The 21639-nt window shown below is 49.4% G+C and carries 19 protein-coding genes and 2 pseudogenes; 5 read left to right on the top strand and 16 right to left on the bottom strand.

Annotated features, from left to right (window positions below; genetic code table 11):
• Nucleotides 1-15: 15 nt before the first annotated feature.
• Entirely contained in the window at nt 16-702 is a 687-nt protein-coding gene (locus THIVI_RS06075; protein WP_014777757.1) for a DUF1566 domain-containing protein, read from the bottom strand.
• A gap of 256 nt (nt 703-958) precedes the next feature.
• Between THIVI_RS06075 and THIVI_RS06070 the strand changes: the two genes are divergently transcribed.
• From THIVI_RS06070 to THIVI_RS06060, 4 genes and pseudogenes are all read left to right on the top strand, one after another.
• Complete coding sequence (locus tag THIVI_RS06070; RefSeq protein ID WP_014777756.1) at nt 959-2119, top strand: response regulator transcription factor; 1161 nt, start codon at nt 959-961, stop codon at nt 2117-2119.
• 9 nt (nt 2120-2128) lie between these two features.
• A pseudogene (locus THIVI_RS26275) lies at nt 2129-2929 on the top strand (cache domain-containing protein); the annotation flags it as partial.
• Nucleotides 2930-2998: 69 nt separating this feature from the next.
• Nucleotides 2999-4480 (top strand): annotated as a pseudogene (locus tag THIVI_RS26270) (diguanylate cyclase domain-containing protein); the annotation flags it as partial.
• A gap of 155 nt (nt 4481-4635) precedes the next feature.
• Nucleotides 4636-5613 (top strand): PDC sensor domain-containing protein, encoded by a 978-nt coding sequence (locus THIVI_RS06060; RefSeq protein ID WP_014777754.1) that lies wholly within the window; start codon nt 4636-4638, stop codon nt 5611-5613.
• Between the two features lie 57 nt (nt 5614-5670).
• Here the strand turns inward: THIVI_RS06060 and THIVI_RS06055 are convergent, their stop codons facing one another.
• The 8 genes from THIVI_RS06055 to THIVI_RS23420 all read right to left on the bottom strand — a co-directional run bounded on the left by THIVI_RS06055 (nt 5671) and on the right by THIVI_RS23420 (nt 13988).
• Nucleotides 5671-6384: a transposase gene (locus THIVI_RS06055; protein ID WP_014777753.1), complete on the bottom strand. Its 714-nt coding sequence runs from the start codon at nt 6382-6384 to the stop codon at nt 5671-5673.
• Between the two features lie 51 nt (nt 6385-6435).
• A complete protein-coding gene (locus tag THIVI_RS23430; RefSeq protein WP_014777752.1) occupies nt 6436-8058 on the bottom strand; it encodes a patatin-like phospholipase family protein in 1623 nt (540 codons plus the stop codon).
• 501 nt (nt 8059-8559) lie between these two features.
• Nucleotides 8560-9156: a hypothetical protein gene (locus THIVI_RS06045; RefSeq protein ID WP_014777751.1), complete on the bottom strand. Its 597-nt coding sequence runs from the start codon at nt 9154-9156 to the stop codon at nt 8560-8562.
• 341 nt (nt 9157-9497) lie between these two features.
• Nucleotides 9498-9953 carry a DUF4760 domain-containing protein gene (locus THIVI_RS06040; RefSeq protein WP_041447347.1) on the bottom strand — a complete coding sequence of 152 codons (456 nt, stop codon included), beginning with the start codon at nt 9951-9953 and terminating at the stop codon, nt 9498-9500.
• A 117-nt stretch (nt 9954-10070) separates the two neighbouring features.
• Nucleotides 10071-10877 (bottom strand): hypothetical protein, encoded by an 807-nt coding sequence (locus THIVI_RS24485; protein WP_014777750.1) that lies wholly within the window; start codon nt 10875-10877, stop codon nt 10071-10073.
• A complete protein-coding gene (locus tag THIVI_RS23425; RefSeq protein ID WP_217160943.1) occupies nt 10874-11260 on the bottom strand; it encodes a hypothetical protein in 387 nt (128 codons plus the stop codon). Before THIVI_RS23425 ends, THIVI_RS24485 begins: the two co-directional genes overlap by 4 nt.
• A 224-nt stretch (nt 11261-11484) precedes the next feature.
• Complete coding sequence (locus THIVI_RS24480) at nt 11485-12534, bottom strand: surface-adhesin E family protein (RefSeq protein WP_014777749.1); 1050 nt, start codon at nt 12532-12534, stop codon at nt 11485-11487.
• A 212-nt stretch (nt 12535-12746) separates the two neighbouring features.
• The gene (locus tag THIVI_RS23420; protein WP_014777748.1) at nt 12747-13988 is read right to left on the bottom strand and encodes a radical SAM protein; all 1242 of its coding nucleotides are present in this window, start codon (nt 13986-13988) and stop codon (nt 12747-12749) included.
• A 284-nt stretch (nt 13989-14272) separates the two neighbouring features.
• On the opposite strand from THIVI_RS23420, the gene THIVI_RS22560 reads away from it, so the two are divergent.
• Nucleotides 14273-15679, top strand: coding sequence for an IS701 family transposase (locus THIVI_RS22560; RefSeq protein WP_014776674.1), 1407 nt, complete (start codon nt 14273-14275; stop codon nt 15677-15679).
• 33 nt (nt 15680-15712) lie between these two features.
• Here THIVI_RS22560 and THIVI_RS24475 read toward each other — a convergent pair whose 3' ends face one another.
• The 7 genes from THIVI_RS24475 to THIVI_RS24470 form a co-directional block, all read right to left on the bottom strand.
• Entirely contained in the window at nt 15713-16435 is a 723-nt protein-coding gene (locus THIVI_RS24475; protein ID WP_014777747.1) for a hypothetical protein, read from the bottom strand.
• 104 nt (nt 16436-16539) lie between these two features.
• Nucleotides 16540-17082: a hypothetical protein gene (locus THIVI_RS23415; protein ID WP_014777746.1), complete on the bottom strand. Its 543-nt coding sequence runs from the start codon at nt 17080-17082 to the stop codon at nt 16540-16542.
• A gap of 100 nt (nt 17083-17182) precedes the next feature.
• Entirely contained in the window at nt 17183-17761 is a 579-nt protein-coding gene (locus tag THIVI_RS23410; RefSeq protein WP_217160942.1) for a hypothetical protein, read from the bottom strand.
• A gap of 48 nt (nt 17762-17809) precedes the next feature.
• The gene (locus tag THIVI_RS06025; RefSeq protein WP_014777744.1) at nt 17810-18025 is read right to left on the bottom strand and encodes a hypothetical protein; all 216 of its coding nucleotides are present in this window, start codon (nt 18023-18025) and stop codon (nt 17810-17812) included.
• A gap of 255 nt (nt 18026-18280) precedes the next feature.
• Entirely contained in the window at nt 18281-20272 is a 1992-nt protein-coding gene (locus THIVI_RS06020; protein ID WP_014777743.1) for a toll/interleukin-1 receptor domain-containing protein, read from the bottom strand.
• Between the two features lie 151 nt (nt 20273-20423).
• Nucleotides 20424-20858: a hypothetical protein gene (locus THIVI_RS06015; RefSeq protein WP_014777742.1), complete on the bottom strand. Its 435-nt coding sequence runs from the start codon at nt 20856-20858 to the stop codon at nt 20424-20426.
• A gap of 156 nt (nt 20859-21014) precedes the next feature.
• Entirely contained in the window at nt 21015-21470 is a 456-nt protein-coding gene (locus tag THIVI_RS24470) for a hypothetical protein (RefSeq protein ID WP_157174371.1), read from the bottom strand.
• Between the last annotated feature and the right edge of the window lie 169 nt (nt 21471-21639).

Genomic DNA, 21639 nt, shown 5'->3' with positions numbered 1-21639 from the left:
CGACCGCTAGCCAGATTACTTCGCTGAAGCCACAGCCATAGGCTTCTTGCGTCGGTTTAGCCCGACTAGGCCAAGCAGAGCGGAGCCAAAGAGCCAGGCGGTGGCAGGGATCGGTACCTGGTTGAGGCCGATATCACCGTCATGCACGGCCCAGGCGAGGGCCGTATTATTCCAATGTGTTATTCCATATGTATTCTTGTCTACGGTATAGAAGGCCCACGCATACATCGGGTAATCCTGGTTTTTTAAGCCATACCAATAAGTTGCGGACGTCGGCAGGTTTAGAAACAGGCTTAGGTCTGGGTTCGAAAACAAGTGTCCTAATTCGCCTCTTTTGTCACCGTATCCCCCAAAGTCAATGGATCCCACGAAGGTCAAGGTTGTCACGGTTGTTTTATCGACTGCTGAAGGCAGGCGCCAGTCGGTAAAACCGCCATACTCGAGGTTCGAGGCCCAGGTCATGGCGGCGCCCCAGCCCATGCTGCCGTTAGTATAGATGTTGTCGTTGGCGTCACTAGAAATCGTGTCCACTGCTGTAGCGGCATAGCCTGAGGTCACGGCAAAGTTGGCGTCCTTTAGCCAGGTGATGTTCAGCACGTCGTCGTAGATCAAACCGCTGCCACGGTCGATCAGGGCGGCCTGGGCGGAATTGACACCCAGGGTGAGCAGTGCCATGGTGGCGTAGAAGCTGATCTTAAGCATGGTAGACTCCTTGCCATTTTCGAAGATGATCGGATCAGAGAAGAATGGCCGATGGTTAGTTTGGATTTTCCATGTCGGTCACAGCCTAAACGCCTCTAAATCAAACCACCATCCCACGAAAGTAGGGCAGGCGATGCCTTTAAGGACCGCGATCCAATGCCGTTAAGTTAAGGCATGGCCTTTCGACATTAGCCATTATCCCTCTTTTTCCTAGGGTTTTCTGGGCAAGGCTGGTGGAATCGCATTCGAGCGACGCATGCCGATCATTTCAACAGAGACAAAAAGAAATAGCCGGTTATCTCAGGGATTGGCCACAGAGAAAATCTGGCGCCTTTCCCACGAGTTGTTCCGCGCCGACAGCCTGGCTGCCCTGGTGGAGATACTCTTCGATCATGGCGAAACACTGTTTCCATTCGATTCAGCAGTCTTCTTTCCTCTGAACAAGGCACCATTAGCGCCGCTGAATCGTGGTCACCTAGGAAGAAACATCGACGCGGAAAAGCTCACCGCTGATTATGCGCAGCGCTATTATCAGGTCGACCCTCTCAGGATCCTGGAGAAACCAAGTCATCACAATCGGGCACTGCGAATCCATGACGTTATTGACAATCAACAATATCGCAATAGTGAAATCTGGCATGACTTCTTCCGTCCGCTCGGGATAGACAAGATCATGGGATTGTGCATTGTCAACGATGGCAACCCAATTTGCGGCATCGGACTACATCGGGAGAGGACAGCCAAGCCCTTCTCCTGTCTACACAAAGACCGTCTGACCCTGCTCGCGCCTGCAATCGCCCTCGGCATCAGGCAACTTGGCATACGGAATGCCGCTGACATTTTATTATTGAATGAAGATGGCGACGATGGCGCCGAAGTCGCAGCCTGGGTGTTGGAGTCCCCCAATAAGATTCTCCGCAGCAATCTTTATGCGGAAAAGATTCTGTCGCTTTGGCGGAAAACTCATCAGGGATACGGAAAATCCTTATTCCCCCGGCCTGTCCAACTCCTGATTGAAACCTTGACCCAGAGACAACTCACCCTCGACGACTTTCAGTCAACGCTACCAGAGGCCGTTTCCGTGTCTCACCCCGTCAACAGGGAATACTATAAATTCACTGTCACGCGTATCGTCACCGGAGCCTGTCCTCATGGTAGTGAAGCCATTGTCGTCACCGCTGTTCGGCAATCCAAGGGAATAGATTTTGTCGATGCCATCCAAGGTTTTGGACTATCCGCTCGCGAGAAAGAAATCACCCACATGGTGATGCGGGGACAGACCAACAAGGAAATCGCCAACACGCTGAAGATCATGGAGCAAACCGTCAAAGATCATCTTCGCTCTATCTTCGCCAAGGCCGGAGTCAATCGTCGAACCCGCCTTGTTGCAAAGTTAATAAACGGTTTTACATCATAAGCGGTACCGATGTCGTTTCGCATTCCCTGGAACTCGCTCAAGACCCGTCTGACCTTGCTGACGCTGACCATCTTTCTGATCAGCCTCTGGTCGATGCTGTGGTATGCCGGTCAGATGCTGCGTCAAGACCTGATTGCGCTCCTGTCCGCGCAGCAGCTCACCACGGTTTCCCTGGTCGCGTCGGAGATCGACAACGCGCTGGCCCTGCGGCTCAAGGCGCTGGAAGGGCTGGCGGGGTTGGTGACCCCGGACATCCTCGGCAACCGCAATGCCACTCAGACGCTGCTGGCACGGCACCCGATGCTTGAAGGTCTTTTCAATGGGGGCATCGTCGCGCTCGACGCACGGGGAACCGCGATTGCCGAAGTCCCGCTGTCGGCGCAACGTGTCGGTATCGATTACGCCGACCGGGAGTATTTCAAGACGGTGATGGCGCGGAGCGAGGCAACCATCGGTGCGCCGCTCATTGGCAACAAGTCACACCCGATCATGGCGATTGCCGTACCCATTCGCGGCGAGGAAGGTCTGGCGATCGGGGCGTTGGTGGGGGTGATCGATCTGATTCAGCCGAATTTTCTGGATCGGATCACGGAAAACCGCTACGGCAGGACTGGCGAGACCTTTCTGGTGGTTCCGTCAACCCGGACGATCGTGTCCACCTCCGATCGCACACGCATCATGGAAGTGCTGCCCGCCCCCGGCATCAGCCCCTGGATCGATCGGTTCATGCAGGGCTACGAGGGCTCCGCGGTCGTCGTCAATCCGCATGGCATGGAGGTGCTGGTGTCCGTCAGGCAGGTGCCGGTCGCGGGCTGGTACACCTCCGTGATCCTGTCAACGAACGAAGCCTTCGCCCCGATTGTCAGCCAGCGTCGTCGGATGCTGATCGCCACGCTCCTGATCACCCTATTCAGCGCCGGGCTGATCGGGTGGATGCTGCGCCGTCAGCTCGCGCCCCTGATGGCGGCCACGCGAACCCTGGCGACCCTCGCCGCGTCAGCGCGGCCGCTGGAGCCCTTGCCAATGACGCGGGATGACGAGGTCGGCGCCCTGATTGCTGGCTTCAATCGCCTGCTGTCCACCCTGGCGCAGCGCCAACACGCCCTTGAGGAGAGCGAGGCGCGTTTTCGCGCCCTGGCCGACAACGCGTCCGCCTTGGTCTGGATGGCGGGCGCGGACGCGCGGTATGAGTATTTCAACGACCTCTGGCTCGATTTTACCGGGCGCGACCTGGCGCGGGAAATTGGCGACGGCTGGCTGGACGGCGTCCACCCGGATGATCTGCCGCGCCTCCGTAGCGCCTATGCAAATGCCTTCGCCGCGCGGCAATCCTTTAGCCTGGACTACCGGTTGCGCCGCCACGATGGCGAATACCGCTGGCTCACCGGCCACGGCGTGCCGCGCCATGACGAGCAGGGCGGCTTCCTGGGCTATATCGGCACCTGCATCGACATCACCGAGCGCAAGGCATCCGAAGCCCGGCTGCAACTCCTGGCCAGCGTCTTCAGTCATGCCCGCGAGGGCATCCTGATCAGCGCCGCCAACGGTACCATCCTGGATATCAACGACGGCTTCACCCTCATCACCGGCTACTCGCTCGCCGACGTTCGTGGCCGGAACCCGCGGATTCTCAAATCCGGGCGCCATGACGACGCCTTCTATGCCGCCATGTGGCGCGACCTGCTGACGTGCGGCCAATGGTCTGGGGAAATCTGGAACCGGCGCAAGAATGGCGAACTCTATGCCGCGCTGCTCACCATCAGCGCCGTGCGCGACGAACAGGGCGAGGTCGGGCATTACGTGGCGCTGTCTTCGGACATCACCGCGCTGAAGGAGCATGAGAGTCAACTCGAACGTATCGCGCATTTCGACGTGCTGACCAAACTGCCCAATCGCGTCCTGTTGACTGACCGTCTGCATCAGGCCCTGGTGCAGACGTTGCGGCGCGGCCAGCGCCTGGCCGTCGTCTTCCTGGATCTGGATGGATTCAAGGCCGTCAACGACCGGTACGGCCACGAGGCCGGCGACCAGGTACTGATCGCAGTCGCCAGCAGGATGAAGCAGGCCCTGCGCGAGGGCGACACCCTGGCCCGGCTCGGTGGCGATGAGTTCGTGGCCGTCTTGTTGGATCTCGCGGACATGCGCGTCAGCGCGCCACTGTTCGATCGCCTGCTCGCCGCCGCGGCCCAACCGGTGCCATTTGGCGCCGCGATGCTCCAGGTCTCGGCCAGCCTGGGGGCGACCTTCTACCCGCAAATCGAGGACATGGACGCCGATCAACTGTTGCGCCAGGCCGATCACGCCATGTATCAGGCCAAGCTGGCCGGCAAGAATCGCTATCAGGTGTTTGACCCGGAGCGGCCTTGAGCAGCGGGTGCTCTGTTGCGACGCATCGTCTCCCTCTGAAATCGTGCCACGCACGGTTTCAACCATTTCGGGCGTCAGCGTCATGGCGACATTTTCTCGTTTCCGATCGCCCGATTGATACCTCATCGAAACTGGAAGGACTGCGTACCATGAGTCAGGCACTTCAAACCGCTGTCGCGCGTCAGCGCCTGTTATTGCAGGGCCGGCTCGCCGGTCTGCTCGAACGCCTCGTCGGCGACTGCCGCGCGGTCTGGCCCGAGCGCGCGGGTCTGGAGCGGATTCTGGCGGACGCCCTGCCGAACCTGCCCTCCTGCAAATATCTCTACGTGCTCGACGGCGAGGCCAATCAGTTGACCGCCAATCTTTCGCCCCAGGGCTGGCTGCCCGAGCATCTGGGGCGCAACCGTCGCGAGCGGCCCTATCTGGCGGAGGCGCTCGCCGGGGCGCGGTTTTCGCTGTCGCCGGTCTATCTCAGCCGCAACGCGCGGCGGCCCTCGCTGACCGCGATTCAGCGCATCGACGACGGCGAGGGCGGTCTGCTCGGGTTTCTCGGCGCCGATTTCGATCTGCGCGAACTGCCACTGACCCGCGAAATCTACCAGCAGCCGGACCGCTGGCTCCAGCTCAAGGGCGATCCGGCGATCCGCGGCGGGCTGTTTCAGCAGGAGCGGGTGGAGAGTCTGATGGATCGCCGGATCGACGAGATTCTGGATCTGCTGGTCGAACTGGTCGCCGCCCATGGCGTCTTTCACGGCAAACTGCATTTTTCCAGTTCGCGTGCCACGCTGTGGCTGATCGAGGATCCCTTTCGGTTCCGTCTTCTGGATTACGAGGATCTGGCCAATCCCGGGATCTGTCTGGCCTACCCCCAGCGAGACTATCCGGCGGATGCCGCGATTCCGCTGGAGCGTGTCGGCGAGGTCTTCCGCACCTTTCGCGCGTTGCGTTTCATGGACGAAACCATCTATCTGCGTTCCGGCTCGCTCAACATCTTCAACGGCATCGTCGGATTGAATTTTTCCTGCGACGGCTCGCACTACATGCGCTGGGAGGAATTTCTGAGCAAGAGTCTGGGGTTCTGGATCGGGAGCGGCGATGCCTGCGCTTTGGAGCCGAAAGCCGGATAAACAACGGCTGTTCAGAAGGATCGATAGACGAATTTTGCGTCCAAAAAGGGGACAGATTTAATTAGGCTCGTCATCGAAACTCACTCTACGAGGCCGACCGCGCTGAGGCTTCTCGATTCGGCGATTGATCATGACCTCGACTTGATCGGTGAAGCGCTCGCTGCCGGTCAACTGGCCACGCTGCAACGCGTCTCTGATCAGCCTCCACTCCGCTTCTGGAATCGCGCCGCGTACAAACTCACGGTACCGAAGGGCGCGCTCTTCGGCGGTCGAGCCCAAAGCCACGTAACAAGGATCAACATCGAGCCAGCCGTCGTCCGCGCTCTCCCGAGTGTGCCAGCGATAGCTCGACCAAGGATAGGAGGCCGGTGAATCCGTCATCCCCGCACGCACGGGATTCAGCTCGACATAGCGGCAACAGGCGAGCAAATAGGCATCCGTATCAATCGGGCTCGACTTATATCGCCCCTCCCAGAGCGTTCCGCTTCGGGATTCCTGCCGGTTGACGAAGCGCGTCTGCCGCCCTGCTAGGCGCTTCATGAGCTGTCCGAGATCAGCGACCGCCTCGCCAGGCTGTAGGATCAAATGGACATGGTTCGTCATCAGACAGAAGCCGAAGACCTTGACGTCATAGACTTGCTTGAAGGCTTCCAGCGTATCAAGGTAGTAGCGGTAATCGGACTCTTCCACGAACACCACTTGCCGATTGTGCCCGCGCTGCACGACATGATGGGGATAGTTTGGGAGAATGACGCGCCCAATTCTCGGCATGCTGCGACCCAGCCCTGATCCAAGTGTCTATGCATCGTGTCAGTATAGCACTTAAATAAATCTGTCCCCTTTTCCCTTACTCATTATCATCTCAATTTTCTCGTCCTCGCCGACATCTCTAAAAACATAGCCGATGGAGCGGAAATGTTGGTTTTTTGAAGCTAGGTCATACTTATTAACATCCAGATCGGTGATCTGCTCTCCTTTCCCTTGTGACGGGTTGATGGTTAGATCACCGAAGGCTGTCGGGTAATTCAATACCAAGAACGCCTCTTTGATGCCTCCCGCAGCTCTGGGATTGGAATAACTGATATTGTCCATTCCTTTTAATCTTAGTTTGCTGACCAATCCGACCACCTGCTCAGTGACGCTGATCCTAATTAATCCGTCGTCTTGGGTCACCGGTTGCTCAAAGAAAATCAAAATCTCTTTGAGGGCCGAGTCGTTATTGCGAGTCGGTACTTGAAAAGTATTAATTGTCGTGTGGTTTTTGTGGGCTCTAATATGCAACGTGTCACTTGTAAGTAGGGAGCCTTCAGGCTCGTTCAGCAATGCATAGTAAATGCAGTAAATCGGCGAATTGGGCAGTGCGGATATTTCTAACTCATACATTAAGCGAGCAGGGCTGCCGAAAAACGGCATTCCTTCATCGATCAAGCAGTTTGCCTCTACGACACACTTCATCTGATAAAGAATGTATTTTGACTTTAAATGATGGCTCTGGTAGATTTTGGACAAAGAATTCATAAGAAACCTAGCTGTATCATTCGTCTCAAGCCATGGGTTTCGCATAACAGGAAGGCTTCGGGATTTCGAAGAGGCAAGCGCGTTGAACCAATCTAATGCTTCCTTTTTCTTGAGTAAATAATGGTCGCCCAGTCCGGTCTTTAATGCATCCTCAAAGCCAAACGTTGTTAAATGCGTATCTATTTCATACAAGTGCCCACTCAAACCTTTTCTTGCTTTTTCCATAGATGACTCTATTGCAACATCCAAAAGCGCTGCAGAAAATGAAAATAGCGACGTTGGATTGTCGGTTGGGCGCTTCTTGAATGAGATCGCGACGGTGCTGCAATTCTCGTCTTCATCAAGCAATGGAGCAGGAAGGTTTTCACATAAGCCACCGTCTACAATGATGGCATTAGAATTATTGTGCCCCCAAACACGAAATAAGTACGGTAAGCCGCTAGAGTCGAGCAGCGCGGAAACTAGGTTCTTATTATCATCATATAGGAAATGGGGCGTTCTATTGCTCAAGTCAGTGGATACCGGCGTAAAATTAATGTTTTTCGCTTTTTTAAGGTCGCCTATTGTTGTTATTTTCTTGGAGTCAAAGATATCAGAAAGCCACTGCCGAAGTTTTTTGTCATTCCAGGCAGGCTTCCCGAAAAATAATCTGTATAGCAACGCGGGCGCACTCACTTTATAATGCGCAACTAGCTGCTTTCCGTTTGTGTGCGCCAAGCTGTCCTTTATTTTAGCAATGTCTATATCAGCCGCTAGAAATGCGCCGACTATTGCTCCTGCGGAAGTTCCTATTACTTCAATTACTTGAATGATATTTTGTCGCTGCAAATCTTGTATGGCTTCCATGGTCGCAAGCAAAGCAGCAATTTTTGCGCCACCACCTTGAATTGCCAATCTTATTTTTAGTGGAGAGGGCTTATTTGTCATTCGCAGATACTCGCTGCATAGGAAACAAAGAGACGGATAAATGGTAAAAGGGGACATGGTAAAAGGGGACAGATTTATTTTTGCTCGTTATCGAAACTCATTCTGCGGCACTTAATAAATCTGTCCCCTTTTCTCTTACATGCGCTCCTTCCACCCATCGCTGATTGAGCGTTGTCAAAGGAACGGTTGTATTGGGCCTTAGGTTATTTACTGGACTTTCGGGCAAGAAATCAGGCTGATGAGAAGCATCTCGGTATATTAGATACAGCCCTCGCTGTTCGGGTATTTTAGAAAGATTACCTACGGCGAGTTCGGCTAACGGGCAGAATCCCCGAAAGCCGCTTTGCTTCAGCTCATTCCTAGTGAATTCCACATTCATATATAGCGCTAACGTCAACCACAGCCCGCGCCAAATTGCGGCCTGAGCAAGAGCGAAGGCCGCAGTTTGGCGTCGGAGCTGGTGGGTTTGTTAGGTGAATGAGGCATTGCAGGTGCCATTCATTAATCTGGTGGCCATTTCTTGCCCGTAGCCTGCTGTATGATCTGGGCCGCGCCCCGCATGAGCCCGGATATCTGTTCGTCCGTTAGCACATACTGAGGATCGTACTGTAGACCGTACTTGCTAGCATCGGGCTCAGGCATGGCGAAAAGTCCGCGACCTTCACCAAAAGTGTTCACTATCTTTGCTCTCAACCTTTTCGGAGCTTTGTCCGCATAAGCGGTTCGGAATACCGAAACGTCTCCGATGTACTCGCCGAACTGAATCCATACGTGCCCGTCCCAGTCAAGGTGCCCACCGGAAAACTCGTTGGAAAAATCTCTCCCAAGCGTGTCTTGACCGAAGATTGGCATTCCATCAATCGAGAGAATGCCCGCGACCGCATGTACCGGGTATTTTTTGGTATCTCGAAGGGCGGCGGTCCACATTGCGCTCATAATGGCGCACGAGCCGGGTTGAGGCGGGAATGTTTGCAGAACGTATCTTCCGGAAGAGGCTAGGTCGTTTATCTCTAACTCGCCTGGCCGGAACTCTGCTGCTGCCCTTGCAGCTTTGGCACCGTAAGAGGCTGTGATCAACTCAAGAAGCTTGTCATCCATCTGATCGTCACGTATGTGTTTCACCTAACGCCAACCAAGCTCACCCGAAAAAAACCGCGTAGCGGTTTTTGGTCGGGTGAAGCGCCGTGTTAGCTAGATTTTCCAGACCCTCCGCAGCAACCACATGGAGAGCCAGAAGGAAGAGCAGAGATCGTATTTGCGCGAGCTTCCATTGATACACTCTCAGTAACTATAGCTCTTCTTTTTCGAGTAATAGTCACAGTAAATATCTCATCGGACTGTCCTGACACTGAAAACGATTTCTCGTATTTTTGCTCACCACTTTTAGCCAATTCTATTACCGCTTGCTTTACCGCCTTCTCATTCATATTTTTCCCCTGTTAATTAAGATTTTTAACTCTATCTTGGTCGAGCCGCTCTTGATCAAGCGATATGTAAAACTGAGTTGCAGCTCTATTTTGTTTTAGAAGCTCTTCTCCATCATAGGGCAAGCCGGGGATGTTGCGACATTTTCTCACATCCTCATAGTGCATCATGAACGGCTCTCTAAATGTCCGTCGGATTACATTTTCGTCGATCATTCCTCCTTCGCAGCAGAGGGCGATAAGCTCAAGAGTATTTACAACCTTTATTATGTCAGGAGTAATTGGCTTGTTAACGTCAATCTTGCTGAGGGTCGCCATGTGATCCCACAACGGTAGCAATAACTGCCGTTGTGCAAGTAGTTTCTGATTTTTATGAACCTTATAAGCAACGACAACGGCAATTGTAGTAGCCAAGCCAGACAGCATTGCTCCCATTGAGGTTGCTATTGATGTTATTAAATTGGTATCCATGAATATCGTTGTGGTAGCTAACGCCAAGCTCAGCCGACCGGCGCACGGCACTGAACAGAAATTGAACTAAGCGCCGACCGCGCCGGGTCGGCTGGAGTGACTCGTTAGGTGATTTTTTCACACAATGATTCCCATCCATTGGCCCGATGTATCAAATTTCAATAACACATCATCTTTGGCTGGAATAACAAACCCTATCCATTTACCAGATACATCAAATATATTCTTACCCTCTTTTCCATTCGATACTAAATAACTTGTAAATCTTGCTGAGCTATCAAAAATCAACGAAATTTCTTCATTAGCACGAACCACAAATCCTTCTTGATTTAAATTTACATCATATAGATAAGGCCCTCCGTAGTATCTGTTTCGGCGAGGGTCGATTGTCATATTTCGATTGGGATCAATCGTCATATTTCGGCGAGGGTCGATTGTCATATTTCGATTAGGATCAATCGTCATATTTCGGCGAGGATCAATCGTCATATTTCGGCGAGGGTCGATTGTCATATTTCGATTAGGATCAATCGTCATATTTCGGCGAGGGTCAATCGTCATATTTCGCCGTGGATCAATCGTCATATTCCGATTGGGGTCTAAAGTCGGATTCTTCCTTGGGTCTTTCGTTGCAATAAATCCTGATCTACTAGAAACAGATTGAGCCTCCTCAACTATATCCAGCAAAATCAAATACTCTTCATCACTGCCACCATCAAAACTTGCAAAAACACTGTAGTTTCCGTTCTTAAGTACTAAGATTTCGCTGCTAAGAGTTCTGACTTCAATTTCGGACCTATCCCTGATTAGGTTTTCTCTTGAAGTATTTTTTATGTAGGAAGCAATGCCTGCAATAGCGACAAGCCCCTCAGTTGCTAGTGAAGCAAGTTTTTCGTTAAAATCTGGAGTTACAAGAAATTTCATTTCAGTATTTTCTCAAATTCTTCCATGGCACTCACAAGTTCTCCTTTATCTCCTGTGCGAATCATTTCTTTGTATCTATTTGCTGCTTCAGGAAGACACTTGCTTCTCATGTAGGCACGACAATAGTCATCGTCGATAAAACGTTCAATTTCGCGCTGGTAAAGATATGCGGCTCGGTTGTAGATAAAAGTTAATACAACAATTCCCAATAACCCATAGAAGCTTTTAGTTAAATAGAACGCAGACCAATTTAGGCCATCATCAGTCGAGATTTCGGTCACGAAGAATCCTGATAGAATCCCAACAACTAAAGGAATTATTACGGCGAAAAAGGTTTTCCAACCGGGCGATTCTAGTAAGCTATCTGGAATCAAGAGATTCACTTCTGTATCAAGTACTCCATGCTTGGATAGTATCACCTAACGTCAAGGTTAAGCGGCCCCGCTGGCACGCCGTGGCAGAAGGGGCACCGCTCCGTCTGCGGGGTCCGCGCTTGAACCGCTGGTTAGGCGATTGCTGTTTATAAAGTTGGGGTTCACTCCCGTTCACCCCAACCGCGCTGAACTGGCAACTGGCGTCCCCGGAACTGGCCGGAACTGGCCTCTTGTTAATTGGGGTCCGACGTCTTGTTCCGGCGAATTGCTTCTTCCATTGCAGTGATCGCTCCATGATCATGCGCTCTTACGATTAAAGCGAGAGCCCATACTTCGCAATATTGAATCGCCGTCGAGAGTTCCGTGGTATCCAGCCTGCCCGAAATATTCTGCTTACACGCACGCGTTGATAGGTCTATGTCATGCCCGCCGACTCTGACAGATTCAGCTCCCGCCGCTATAATGTAGTCGACCATAGCCCTCCTTTGCTGTGGGGTGCCCCCAAGCCGCGCATCCTCGCTCATCGCTTGTCGTATCTGTTTTTCTTTCTCATCATTTCTTCCTTTGTCCTCAAGCATGATCGCGAGCGCTGTTTCTTCCATCTTCAATCTTGTCTGTTTATCCATCGCGTCGAATTCTGTTAAACCCGGACTTGCGATCCGTTTCATATATTCCATGTGTGCACGCTTGTCTTCCTCCGTCATTTGAGAAAATGGCTTGATTCTATTCTGAGTTCGCTGTGGTGCCACGGAGCGACGCGTTGCGTTGGTTGAACTTCCCTCGTCGATGACTCGCCGAACAACTTCCTCATTTTCTTGGCATGCGATCTCATAGAAAGCATCAGCGGTCGTTCCAGGCTTAATAGGAATCCATTTTAGCTCGGATGCGTCGTTTGCTTTTTGAATTGCAACGCGTTGGCCGTCGAGTTCCTTACCCGCGTAGACGGCTAGCGAGCCACTGGCCCACTTGCGCTCGCGGCATATGAATATATAAAACGATGTGCTCGAACGGTAAGTGCCACCGGAGAACGCTCGCTGGGGTTTGTCATACACTGTTTTTCCCCAAACCATAGAGTATTGTCCGTCGTGGATGATCGTGCTGGGGTCGACGTAGTTCTTAGATTGCCCATTTGATGCTAGATAGGTCCACTTTGATGGGTACTTAACCTTCGGTGCCGTTGATGATTGGGGGGTATCATATGAGTTTCCAGGGGGGGTGTACACGCATCCGCCGAGAGCGAAGGTTGAAACCGCAACGAAAGCTATGACGTCGTTTCTTTTCATGTCAGGTTTTTAGAATGTTTGTACAGAGTTGCCTAACGACAAGGGTAAAGCGACCCAAACCGCGCGTTGGCACGACGTTGCGGATTGCCGCGGAGCGGAACGCGCGGTTTGGGGTCGCTTTTTACCCGCTGGTTAGGCATTTGGTTCTTTCGGCGATCCGAGAAATGGCGTGTAAGGGATACGACCCCTTATTCTCGGGCCCCTTTTCACCGTTAATTCACTTTAGAGGCGCTCGAGCAGTCGCTGTAATCGTTGTACGCTCTGTCCGGATAAGAAGAATCGGGGTAGTCATTATAAGGGCCATCAGAATAATCAGAATTATTCATGTAAGCAAATGGAAGGATGTTTCTGGCAATTGCATTATCTAGCGCAAGTCTAAGGCGACCCTCATTCTGTCGGTAATATGCAAGCCGTAAAATAGTTGGACCACATTCAATGTTCCTTTTTGACGAAGATCTTGCTATAAAAGCCTGGCAGCCGTAAGAACATATTTTTCTTGCATCGCAAATCTCGCATTTGGCAAAATTATCTTGGTGATCATTGTGGAACAAGTTTAGTTTGGCGATGTACCAGTCATCATTGAGTGCGCCAAGACTGCCCAATCTATTTTCTTTATCATTCCAATCAAACCTCCCACAGGGAAGGATGTCGCCGTTAGGGGTAACGCCAATAACATATTTCCCAGCCCCGCATCTCTTTTCACCACAGAGAGTCGTTTTCCCTCTTCCTGAGAAATAGCGATAAACCTCCGATAGCAGATTAATCTCTAAAAGACCCCTTCCCTCTGTTTCACAGAAATAATCCAAAATGGCTTTCTGCGCAAAATATACTTGTTCTGTAGAAATTTCTGGAAGCAACAAACCGTTTCCAACGGAATGCGAAATGTTTGCCTTAAACACCTTTATTGCTAGTTCGCTATCAAGCCAAGCAAGGGTATAAGCCATGTCAGCATAATTAGAGCGATTGATAGTAAGTAGGGCAGATATATGCAACCCTAACTGGCTCGCTCTTTTGATGTTCTTAATTGTCGAATCTTGCGATCCCCTTAAGCTGTTGGCTAGTCCAGGCCCATCAACGCTTACGCCACAGTTTAATTCCAATTGCTTGATTTTTTTTAATTTTGGTGTGGATATAGACTTAAAGTTACTTTGCAAATTAAAGATAAAAGTTTTCCCAGTTTCTTTTGCGCGCAAATGCGCATATCCAACAGCGGAATCAAGCCACTCTTCCGACATCAATGTAGGTTCTCCGCCATGCAAAATAAAAACTATACGATTCATCTTTGAGTTGGCGTTGACTTCATCAATCATTTGATAAAAAACAGATAAAGGCATATCGCCATTTTCTGAGGCAGCAGAAATATTCTCATAACAATAATCGCATTTCATGTTACAGCGGCTTGTTGTCTTGACAATTACTGCCCCAACCGAACTCATGATGTGGTCATTGCTCATCGATCTGCCTCTATTGTGAAAACGGTTGTTGGCTCTGTTATCTCAAGACAAAGGTTTTGTCAAAGGCGCCGCAGGAAAAGCGTCGCCATCGGCCTCGGTACTGCGCTCGCCGCCCTAACGAATAGGTTAAGCGGCCCCGCTGGCACGGAATTGTAGAATAAGCTCCGCCGCGTCTGCGGGGTCCGCGCTTTAACCGCTTGTTAGTTCTACTTTGTTAGCTTGACATAAGCTTATGATTTTCAAATATTATTTTCAGGGAAAATTTTATTTGGAAATGGCAGATCATGGCTAACGCGATTGGTAGCGAAACCGATGCGATGTTAAAAAACATGGTTGGTAACCTCTCCGCTCATCTGGAGGATTATCACGAATTTTTTCAAAACGAAACAGCTGATGGTCATGAACTGAGTCGAGCTTACATCATGGGTCTTCTCAAAACTGAAGCCGGAAAACGGAATCTCGAACGCATCAACGAAGAAATTGATGTGTCCGGTGGTGATGGTTATCAACGGATCCAACAGTTCATCACAGATTCACCGTGGTCGGCGGGAAACCTCATCGGTGCGATCGCCCAAGACACCTCAAGTCTGTATGCGAATCAGCCGAATTATCGCGGTCGGGATGTCGGCTACATCATTGATGAGTCAGCGCATCTCAAGAAAGGCAAGTATTCCGTTGGCGTCGCGCGGCAATATGCCGGTGTCATTGGTAAGGTTGAGAATTGCCAGGTGGGCGTTTATGCCAGCTTAGTTTGGGAATCACAGAGCACGTTAATTAATGAGCGGTTGTTCCTTCCAACGTCCTGGACCGCTGATTTAAAGCGATGTGACCAAGCGGGTATTCCTGAAGAGGCACGTCAGTTTAAAACGAAGATCGAACTCGCACTGGAGATGATTCAATCCGATCTGGCGGCGGGCGTAGACATTGGTTGGGTGGGCGGTGATGGCCTGTACGGACACGGGTTAGAGCTTGGTGTTTCTTTAGATAACATAGGGTTAAATTTTCTGCTTGATGTTCATTGCGATCAGATGATCTATCCCCTCAAACCCATTCTATCGGTTCCGGAATCCGCTGGGCGAGGACGAAAGCCAACCAAACTTCAAGCTGATCGCGACCCCACGCAAGTGAGATGGTATGCCGACCATCTTTATCCTTTCCAATGGCGCACGATGGCCGTTCGCAATGGGGCCAAAGGGCCGATCACGCTGTCCGTTCATACCGCTCCCGTGTGGGTTTGGGATGGCAAGTCGGAGCGCGTGACCGAGCGGGTATTGGTCATCAGCCGAAATCACGCGGACAACAAGATCAAATACTCACTCAGTAATGTCGATTATCGGAGCACCCCGATCGAAAGGCTGGCTTACATGCAAGCACAGCGCTATTGGGTTGAACGGGCATTTCAAGAAGCCAAAAGCGAATTAGGAATGTCAGATTATCAAGTCAGAAAATGGAATGCCTGGCACCACCATATGGCGCTGGTGATGTTGTCGCTGTCCTTTATTGTTAAAGAGCGTCTTTTGCACAAAACCGATTATCCATTGGTGAGTTGCCGTGATCTTCGGCTTCTCATCATCGCTTTACTACTCAACGATCCGGATGCGGTCGAAAAAAGAATCCAGCAAATGCGGGTCAGGCATGAGCAAAGGCGCAAGGATATCGAGCGTTATTACAAGCTGACCGCGACGGGATAGTCAATGCGTTTGAATTAAAGTAACAAAGTAGAATTAGGCGATTCTTGATTGTAAGACTTGACCCCGATTTTCTGCTCTTTCGATATTAGTAGAAGGCAAAATATAGGGGATAAGAATCACAAAACCAATAACGAGCAAAGCTAAAGTGGCTGGCAAAGGGACGCCAACTGGATTAACCGAAAAAATATTAGACAACTCTAGCGATAACTGATAGACCTCTCGTAAGTTATCGGAAAGATATGCAATATTTTGCCCGCTTAGCACTTTACCTAAAGTCCAATCCTGAACATGTTGATTTCCTGCAATTTCAATCCGATTTGATTCTAGTCCCCCTAGTAACCTGCCAACACCGTTTGTTTGAGTTACGCCATATCTATTTTCCATCCCAAGGTAATTGTCTTCAATCCCGTATGTGGAAATCTCAGGGACAGATCCCTCAAGATACTTTGCATAGAAGTATGTCCGTGTGGAACTATAATAAGGAAATGCTGTACTTATGCTGCCATCAGGTAATATGGCTATACCTTTATAGTCAAAATCCACTTCAAAAACATAGAAAACAGACTGGCCTACTGCAAGCCCGGTAGTTACACTTGAACTAGGAAAAGCAAAGCTTGTTGGACCATTATTAAACCCATTATTGTCAAAGTGCTGTTCTTGAATTTGAGTGAGTGACCCCTCAAACGTATAAAAGACAGGAGAAGCTTTTATTAGTCCTGGAAGAAAAAATATTAATATTAATAATAATTTATTCATTTTTTAACCTTGTCAAACGGAATTCTTAGAAGATACAGTTAACGGCCACTACATCAGGGAAATTAGTTGCAGCGAAATTTTGTCCGATTTTGTGATTAGTAGCGCTAGTCATTTTGGTTAATCACCGTACCAAAAGCAGCGCCAACCATTGGCGGTAATGTTGCACTAACACAACCGTAAATTAGCCGATGAAACTCACCAGATGCCTCGGCATTCGCGATAACTGCCTTAATTAGTTTCCCTTTTGAAGCATCGTATTCATAGTGCTTTAGATTTTCTTTCGCAGTGGTAGCTGATATAGAGAGCTTGTATTCTTTTTGTTTCGAGTTAGTACTCCACTGCTGGATGTCTGATTCAAAAAACACATATAGCCTCTGGTCTGATTCACAAAAAACCAGATACAAAAAAACAATAAAGCCACTGCTGACATGGTTCTTTGCAATTGTGACATTACTAGAGGCAGAAGAAAGCAGGGAACGCCCCTTACTTTGAATACGGCAAAATTTAATGCCATCCTTCATATCAGTAAACGCAAGCAAATCCGTGCCAAGTATGTCGAACTTTGGTTTAGCCACAAGAATTCCATGCTGCTGAAGCCTTGAACAAATATGATCTTCAGCTATGTGCTCTAGTTGAGATGTATCCATGATTTACGGTATGCCTAACGAATCGGTTAAGCGGCCCCGCTGGCACGCCGTGGCAGAATGAGCACCGGGCCGTCTGCGGGGTCCGCTCTTGAACCGCTTGTTAGGTTATATTCCGTATTTTCGTCATTGCACTATTCCAAGTTACAAGCTGGTTATTGCAAATCCAGCGCTCCACTGCACTGACAAGCCCTTCATGATCATTGTCTAACACTAATAAACCAGACAACGGCGGACCCAATTGCTTTAGAACTGAAGCGAGTTTTGCTCCTGCCATAGTCCGAACCTCAAAAACACATCCGGGTTTATTTTGGTACTCTCTTTCTATGTGTGGCCAGCATTGGCTATGGTGCAATTCATTTTTTGGGAGTTTTTTACCTGTCTCGGGATCAACGGCGGGTGCCTCTCTCCAACGATCCTTTATGCCGTTGCGTGAAATTCCTGTATATCTCATTAGCCCATCATCGCCGCCGACAAAGTAGATGCATGCATGTTTTCTCAGCCACGCATCTCGATCTAGGACGTCATAATTAGCTGCGTGCCATGGACCTGTGCGGGGGTATTGTTTTTGATCGTTTCTCCGCCACTTCCGACTGGTAAGGGAATTAATTCTAATTATTGGGGTAGCGGCATCATAAAGTTGGTTGGCTATTTCATGCGGTTTCATCATTTCTTCTGTCAATGCCTTTTTTACCTAACACCCTGGTCAGCCGCCCGCGCCGGTATGACATCACAGATAAAACGCCGACACTGGAGCGCGGGTCGGCTGGAGCAGCGTGTTATGAGTATGGTAACGGACTTTCGAGTCCTCATGAAGCTTGCGAAAGAATTGGGAGCCGCCGAAAAAAGCGGCGACAAAGAGCGCATTGATGTCGCTCAAAAAGCGCATGACGAGTATCGCGATCTTTGCTTGCAGTCTGACGAGATGAAAACGGGTCGCACGCATGGGGTTCTGTACTCCTCATAACGCAAAGGTTAAGCGGCCCCGCTGGCACGGCCTAGCAGAATAAGCTCCGTCGCCTCTGCGGGGTCCGCGCTTTAACCGCTTGTTAGGCGATTATTGCTAATTGTTGGGTTGCCAAAAGCGGCAACCCAACCTACGCCGCAAACCCATCTTTTGAGGCGAAGGTTCGGCTGATCTTCATTGCAGCATAAATGAACTGAACTATCCCCGCAATTTGCGCCCCCCAAGCGACTTCGTTTAACAACCACTCGGGAACAGCCGCGCCAAATGCGTGGATGCGTGATAGCCTATGCTTTCAGCTAGGTCACCAACGGAATATTCATAATCGGTTTCGGACAACACGATTGCGAGCTTTGACTTCAAGAACTCCGGCAATTTCTTCGGGCTCGTCCCGTCAATTATCGCAACGATTACCCGTATTTCACCATTACTGATCTCCTCAAGATGCTTTGTTCTCCACTCTTTCTCCACCCAGCCGGATGCTAGGCTATTAGCTGAAGCAAAAAGAATGACAATATCCGATCCGGCGACGCCAAGTTCTACTTTTTGATGAATATCATCACCAGGTCGGATCTTCCACTTGTCAAGCCAAAAATCCGAAGGAAATTTAAGATTGAGCCTATGTTCTAATAATGGAAGAATCTTCTCAAGAAATAATTTATCAATTGACGAATGAGAAAGGAAAATTTTCGGAACACCATTGTGCTCGCCCTTAGACAGCCATTTGCGATCTATGCCAATAATGTTTACGCGGTTAAGGTTCATTCCGCGTTCTCTACAGATTGAACTCGTTAGGCCTGGATGAAGCAAATAGATCGCCTTCTCGACAAGTATCTCCTTCTGATTCCAGTCAAATTCAAAAGGCTTTCTGAAGTACTGAAACTCTCCGCCGGATGCTGCGTTTTGTTGGACTCTGCCAAGCAGTCCGATGTTGAAGAGTTCGCAAAATGGATGCGAGAGATCAGGTGCCAGGCCAATCCGCTTCGCAAACTCGTCGTTGATACTCTTTAAAGAGCTTGCAGTGAGCACGTTAGATGGAATCAAGCGCAGCAAAATGCGCAGCCTCCCTAAGTCAGTTAGGGTTTTCAGAAATGGTGTTTTTTGGCTTGTCAGGTAATCGTCAAATATGCTTTTGGCCGCGATAGTATCAACCTGATCTCGGATTTCCTCCGCCCGCTCGTCAGATTCAAGTTTAAATAATTGAGTATCGTCTAGCGCTTTACCGAAATGCATCAAGGCGCGAGGGGAGCCTGTCGAGTGACGGTAAATATAGGCAAATGGGTCTTCCTGTTCATTGCAGTAGGTATTTTGTATTTTTTCAACGCCCAAAAACTCCTGAACCGAAGATTTTCCTGCGTACCGCTGCACGGCTGCAGTGAAAAGGGTTTTTAGCTCTCTAGCTGAATAATCGAGGATAATCGCTTTTCCTTCTATGACTTCCTTGTCGTCATCGACAAGAGCTGCCCAAGCTTCTTGCCGAATAGTCGCGATAACCTTAATATGGTGGTTTGTAGTGAACAGGGAGTGGGCAGCTTTTGCCAATCCTAGTTGACCAAATTGCCATGCCTCAACATTTTCGGGAAATGCTTCCCGAAGCGCTTGGTCAAACGCATCAATTAATATAATGACTTGACTTGTAACATAATGCACTGATAGATCATCGAATGCGTTGCTGGTGCGCAGAAATTTTTGTAACTCTTTTTCGGTGTAGCGATGCAAAAATATTCCAAGATAGTGAGAGGGTAGATAGAATTCGCCTTTGCGGACAGATCGAAGATATTCGTTCTTAAAATCATCATCAATATCAAGTGACTCTATTCTATCGATCAGCAGATTGAGTCGGCTCTCTGGCTCATCGCTTCTTGCGCAAATGTGAGCAAGTACCGACAGCAGTATTGATGCTGACCAGATGCCTTTCCAGAGAAGCAAGCTGCCGAAGCCGATTTGCGCGAGAGTTGATTTTATTTTCGGCTCGTCAAATTGCAGCTTTTCAGTAGACGTGCCAGACGGGATTAAAAGTGATCCGTCACTCTCAGAAGTAAGAACTGTGTGCTTAACGCGTATCAGGAGGGTCTTTCCCATGCCCTTACTAGCAATGATTAGAGATATCCTGTCGCTGTCGAGGAAACGTTCGATCTTAGCGTTTAAATAGATACTCTCTCGAGTTAAATCCCGATGATCATGCCCGTCTGATGGCCAAGAGTCACCTTTCTTATTTCCAGATCGCATAGTGGAAAATCCGTAATCTTAAGTTGCACAGGAAACGGCGCAGTTTGCTGCCTAACGCCTTGTTCAGCGGCACCGAATGCGCAGCGGCTTGCTGCGAAATAATGCCGAAGGCATTCGCAGCAAGCCGCGGAGTGTTCGGGGTCCGCTGGAACTACTTGTTAGAGCTTTCACTGTTCTTTTTGAAGATTGCTACAGCCAAACGCTTAATCGGCACAAACGAAGACGAGTACAACGCAATGACGCTGGAGACGTATAACGGTACAAACAAAGCGAGTGAGAAAAAGTATGCAAATAAATACCTAGGAGCTTCCTCTTGATTCCAATAGAACTTGGCCATATGAAGGGCACTGCCCCAGAAATCGACAAGCAACCATAAATAGAACCATGACCAGAGCCAATAAGCGTAGTACGTAAGCACGCATGCCAACGATGTTTTTATTGAATACGCGAAAATGGTAAGCACACGCTCAGACAAAGGCGATTCATTTTTGTGAAAATAGCTCCATGACAGCAATCCACTCAAGCCGAGTATTGTCATGGCACCCGCGATCAGCGTGACGATATCTGCAAGGTAGCTCAAAGTCATGATTTCTTGTGGCTCTAACGTCAAACCTAAGCCGACCCATACTGCGCTGCTGTGATGCCGAATGAAAGCACTGAGCCACGCGCGCAGTATGGGGTCGGCTTTAGGTACTTGTTAGGCCATTTATAAAAACCACCGCTATAGATTGTGGTTATTTAGCTATACAATGGAGTAGTAGCATTTTTTTTGATATTTCTTATCGCCTTTAACTGAAAAGTATCTTGTGACAAATCGTCGAAACTCAAAAATTTCAATTAAAGAATCTAAAGTATCTTCAAGCTCAGGATCGCTAGTCTTCTTAGAATCATGGGCTTCGATTGATTCGCGCAGTCTTTCTTTGCAAATTTTTTCTAAGAAATTTACAAATGGCTCATATTGATCGCTCGATATGAAAATGCAAATTGCTTGCTCAGCTCTAGGCATTTCTCCTTGAGCGATATTTACATCTCCTTTTTCTAAAAAAAGTTTCTTTTTCGTAAAATAGATAGATGCACGATCCAGGTCTTCCGCATTTTTTTTGCTTCTGATCGAATACCTATCACACTTTTCGTTGTATCGAATCGAGATTGCATCAATGCTTGCCTCGTCAAGATAAAAGTCTAATATTGATCCCATTTTAGTTACCTACCAAATTGCTCGTCATATACTGACAAACATTCATCAATGTGCACCTCAATTCCATTCCTGGTCCATTCTTCTGCCGCAGCAAACGCTGTGCTAGCTGCTGTATGACACTTTATTATCACGCAACCGGAATTTGGGTCTGACGCGCTTACGATATTGT

The sequence above is a fragment of the Thiocystis violascens DSM 198 genome (assembly GCF_000227745.2).
GTDB classification, from domain to species: Bacteria; Pseudomonadota; Gammaproteobacteria; order Chromatiales; family Chromatiaceae; genus Chromatium; species Chromatium violascens.
This window is presented reverse-complemented; position numbering and strand designations above follow the sequence as displayed.

Bases quoted from the DNA above. Each gene is read 5' to 3' on its own strand.
- THIVI_RS06075 (WP_014777757.1), bottom strand. From the start codon at position 702: ATGCTTAAGATCAGCTTCTACGCCACCATGGCACTGCTCACCCTGGGT.
- THIVI_RS06070 (WP_014777756.1), top strand. From the start codon at position 959: ATGCCGATCATTTCAACAGAGACAAAAAGAAATAGCCGGTTATCTCAG.
- THIVI_RS06060 (WP_014777754.1), top strand. From the start codon at position 4,636: ATGAGTCAGGCACTTCAAACCGCTGTCGCGCGTCAGCGCCTGTTATTG.
- THIVI_RS06055 (WP_014777753.1), bottom strand. From the start codon at position 6,384: ATGCCGAGAATTGGGCGCGTCATTCTCCCAAACTATCCCCATCATGTC.
- THIVI_RS23430 (WP_014777752.1), bottom strand. From the start codon at position 8,058: ATGACAAATAAGCCCTCTCCACTAAAAATAAGATTGGCAATTCAAGGT.
- THIVI_RS06045 (WP_014777751.1), bottom strand. From the start codon at position 9,156: ATGGATGACAAGCTTCTTGAGTTGATCACAGCCTCTTACGGTGCCAAA.
- THIVI_RS06040 (WP_041447347.1), bottom strand. From the start codon at position 9,953: ATGGATACCAATTTAATAACATCAATAGCAACCTCAATGGGAGCAATG.
- THIVI_RS24485 (WP_014777750.1), bottom strand. From the start codon at position 10,877: ATGAAATTTCTTGTAACTCCAGATTTTAACGAAAAACTTGCTTCACTA.
- THIVI_RS24480 (WP_014777749.1), bottom strand. From the start codon at position 12,534: ATGAAAAGAAACGACGTCATAGCTTTCGTTGCGGTTTCAACCTTCGCT.
- THIVI_RS23420 (WP_014777748.1), bottom strand. From the start codon at position 13,988: ATGAGCAATGACCACATCATGAGTTCGGTTGGGGCAGTAATTGTCAAG.
- THIVI_RS22560 (WP_014776674.1), top strand. From the start codon at position 14,273: ATGGCTAACGCGATTGGTAGCGAAACCGATGCGATGTTAAAAAACATG.
- THIVI_RS24475 (WP_014777747.1), bottom strand. From the start codon at position 16,435: ATGAATAAATTATTATTAATATTAATATTTTTTCTTCCAGGACTAATA.
- THIVI_RS23415 (WP_014777746.1), bottom strand. From the start codon at position 17,082: ATGGATACATCTCAACTAGAGCACATAGCTGAAGATCATATTTGTTCA.
- THIVI_RS06025 (WP_014777744.1), bottom strand. From the start codon at position 18,025: ATGCGTGCGACCCGTTTTCATCTCGTCAGACTGCAAGCAAAGATCGCG.
- THIVI_RS06020 (WP_014777743.1), bottom strand. From the start codon at position 20,272: ATGCGATCTGGAAATAAGAAAGGTGACTCTTGGCCATCAGACGGGCAT.
- THIVI_RS06015 (WP_014777742.1), bottom strand. From the start codon at position 20,858: ATGACTTTGAGCTACCTTGCAGATATCGTCACGCTGATCGCGGGTGCC.
- THIVI_RS24470 (WP_157174371.1), bottom strand. From the start codon at position 21,470: ATGGGATCAATATTAGACTTTTATCTTGACGAGGCAAGCATTGATGCA.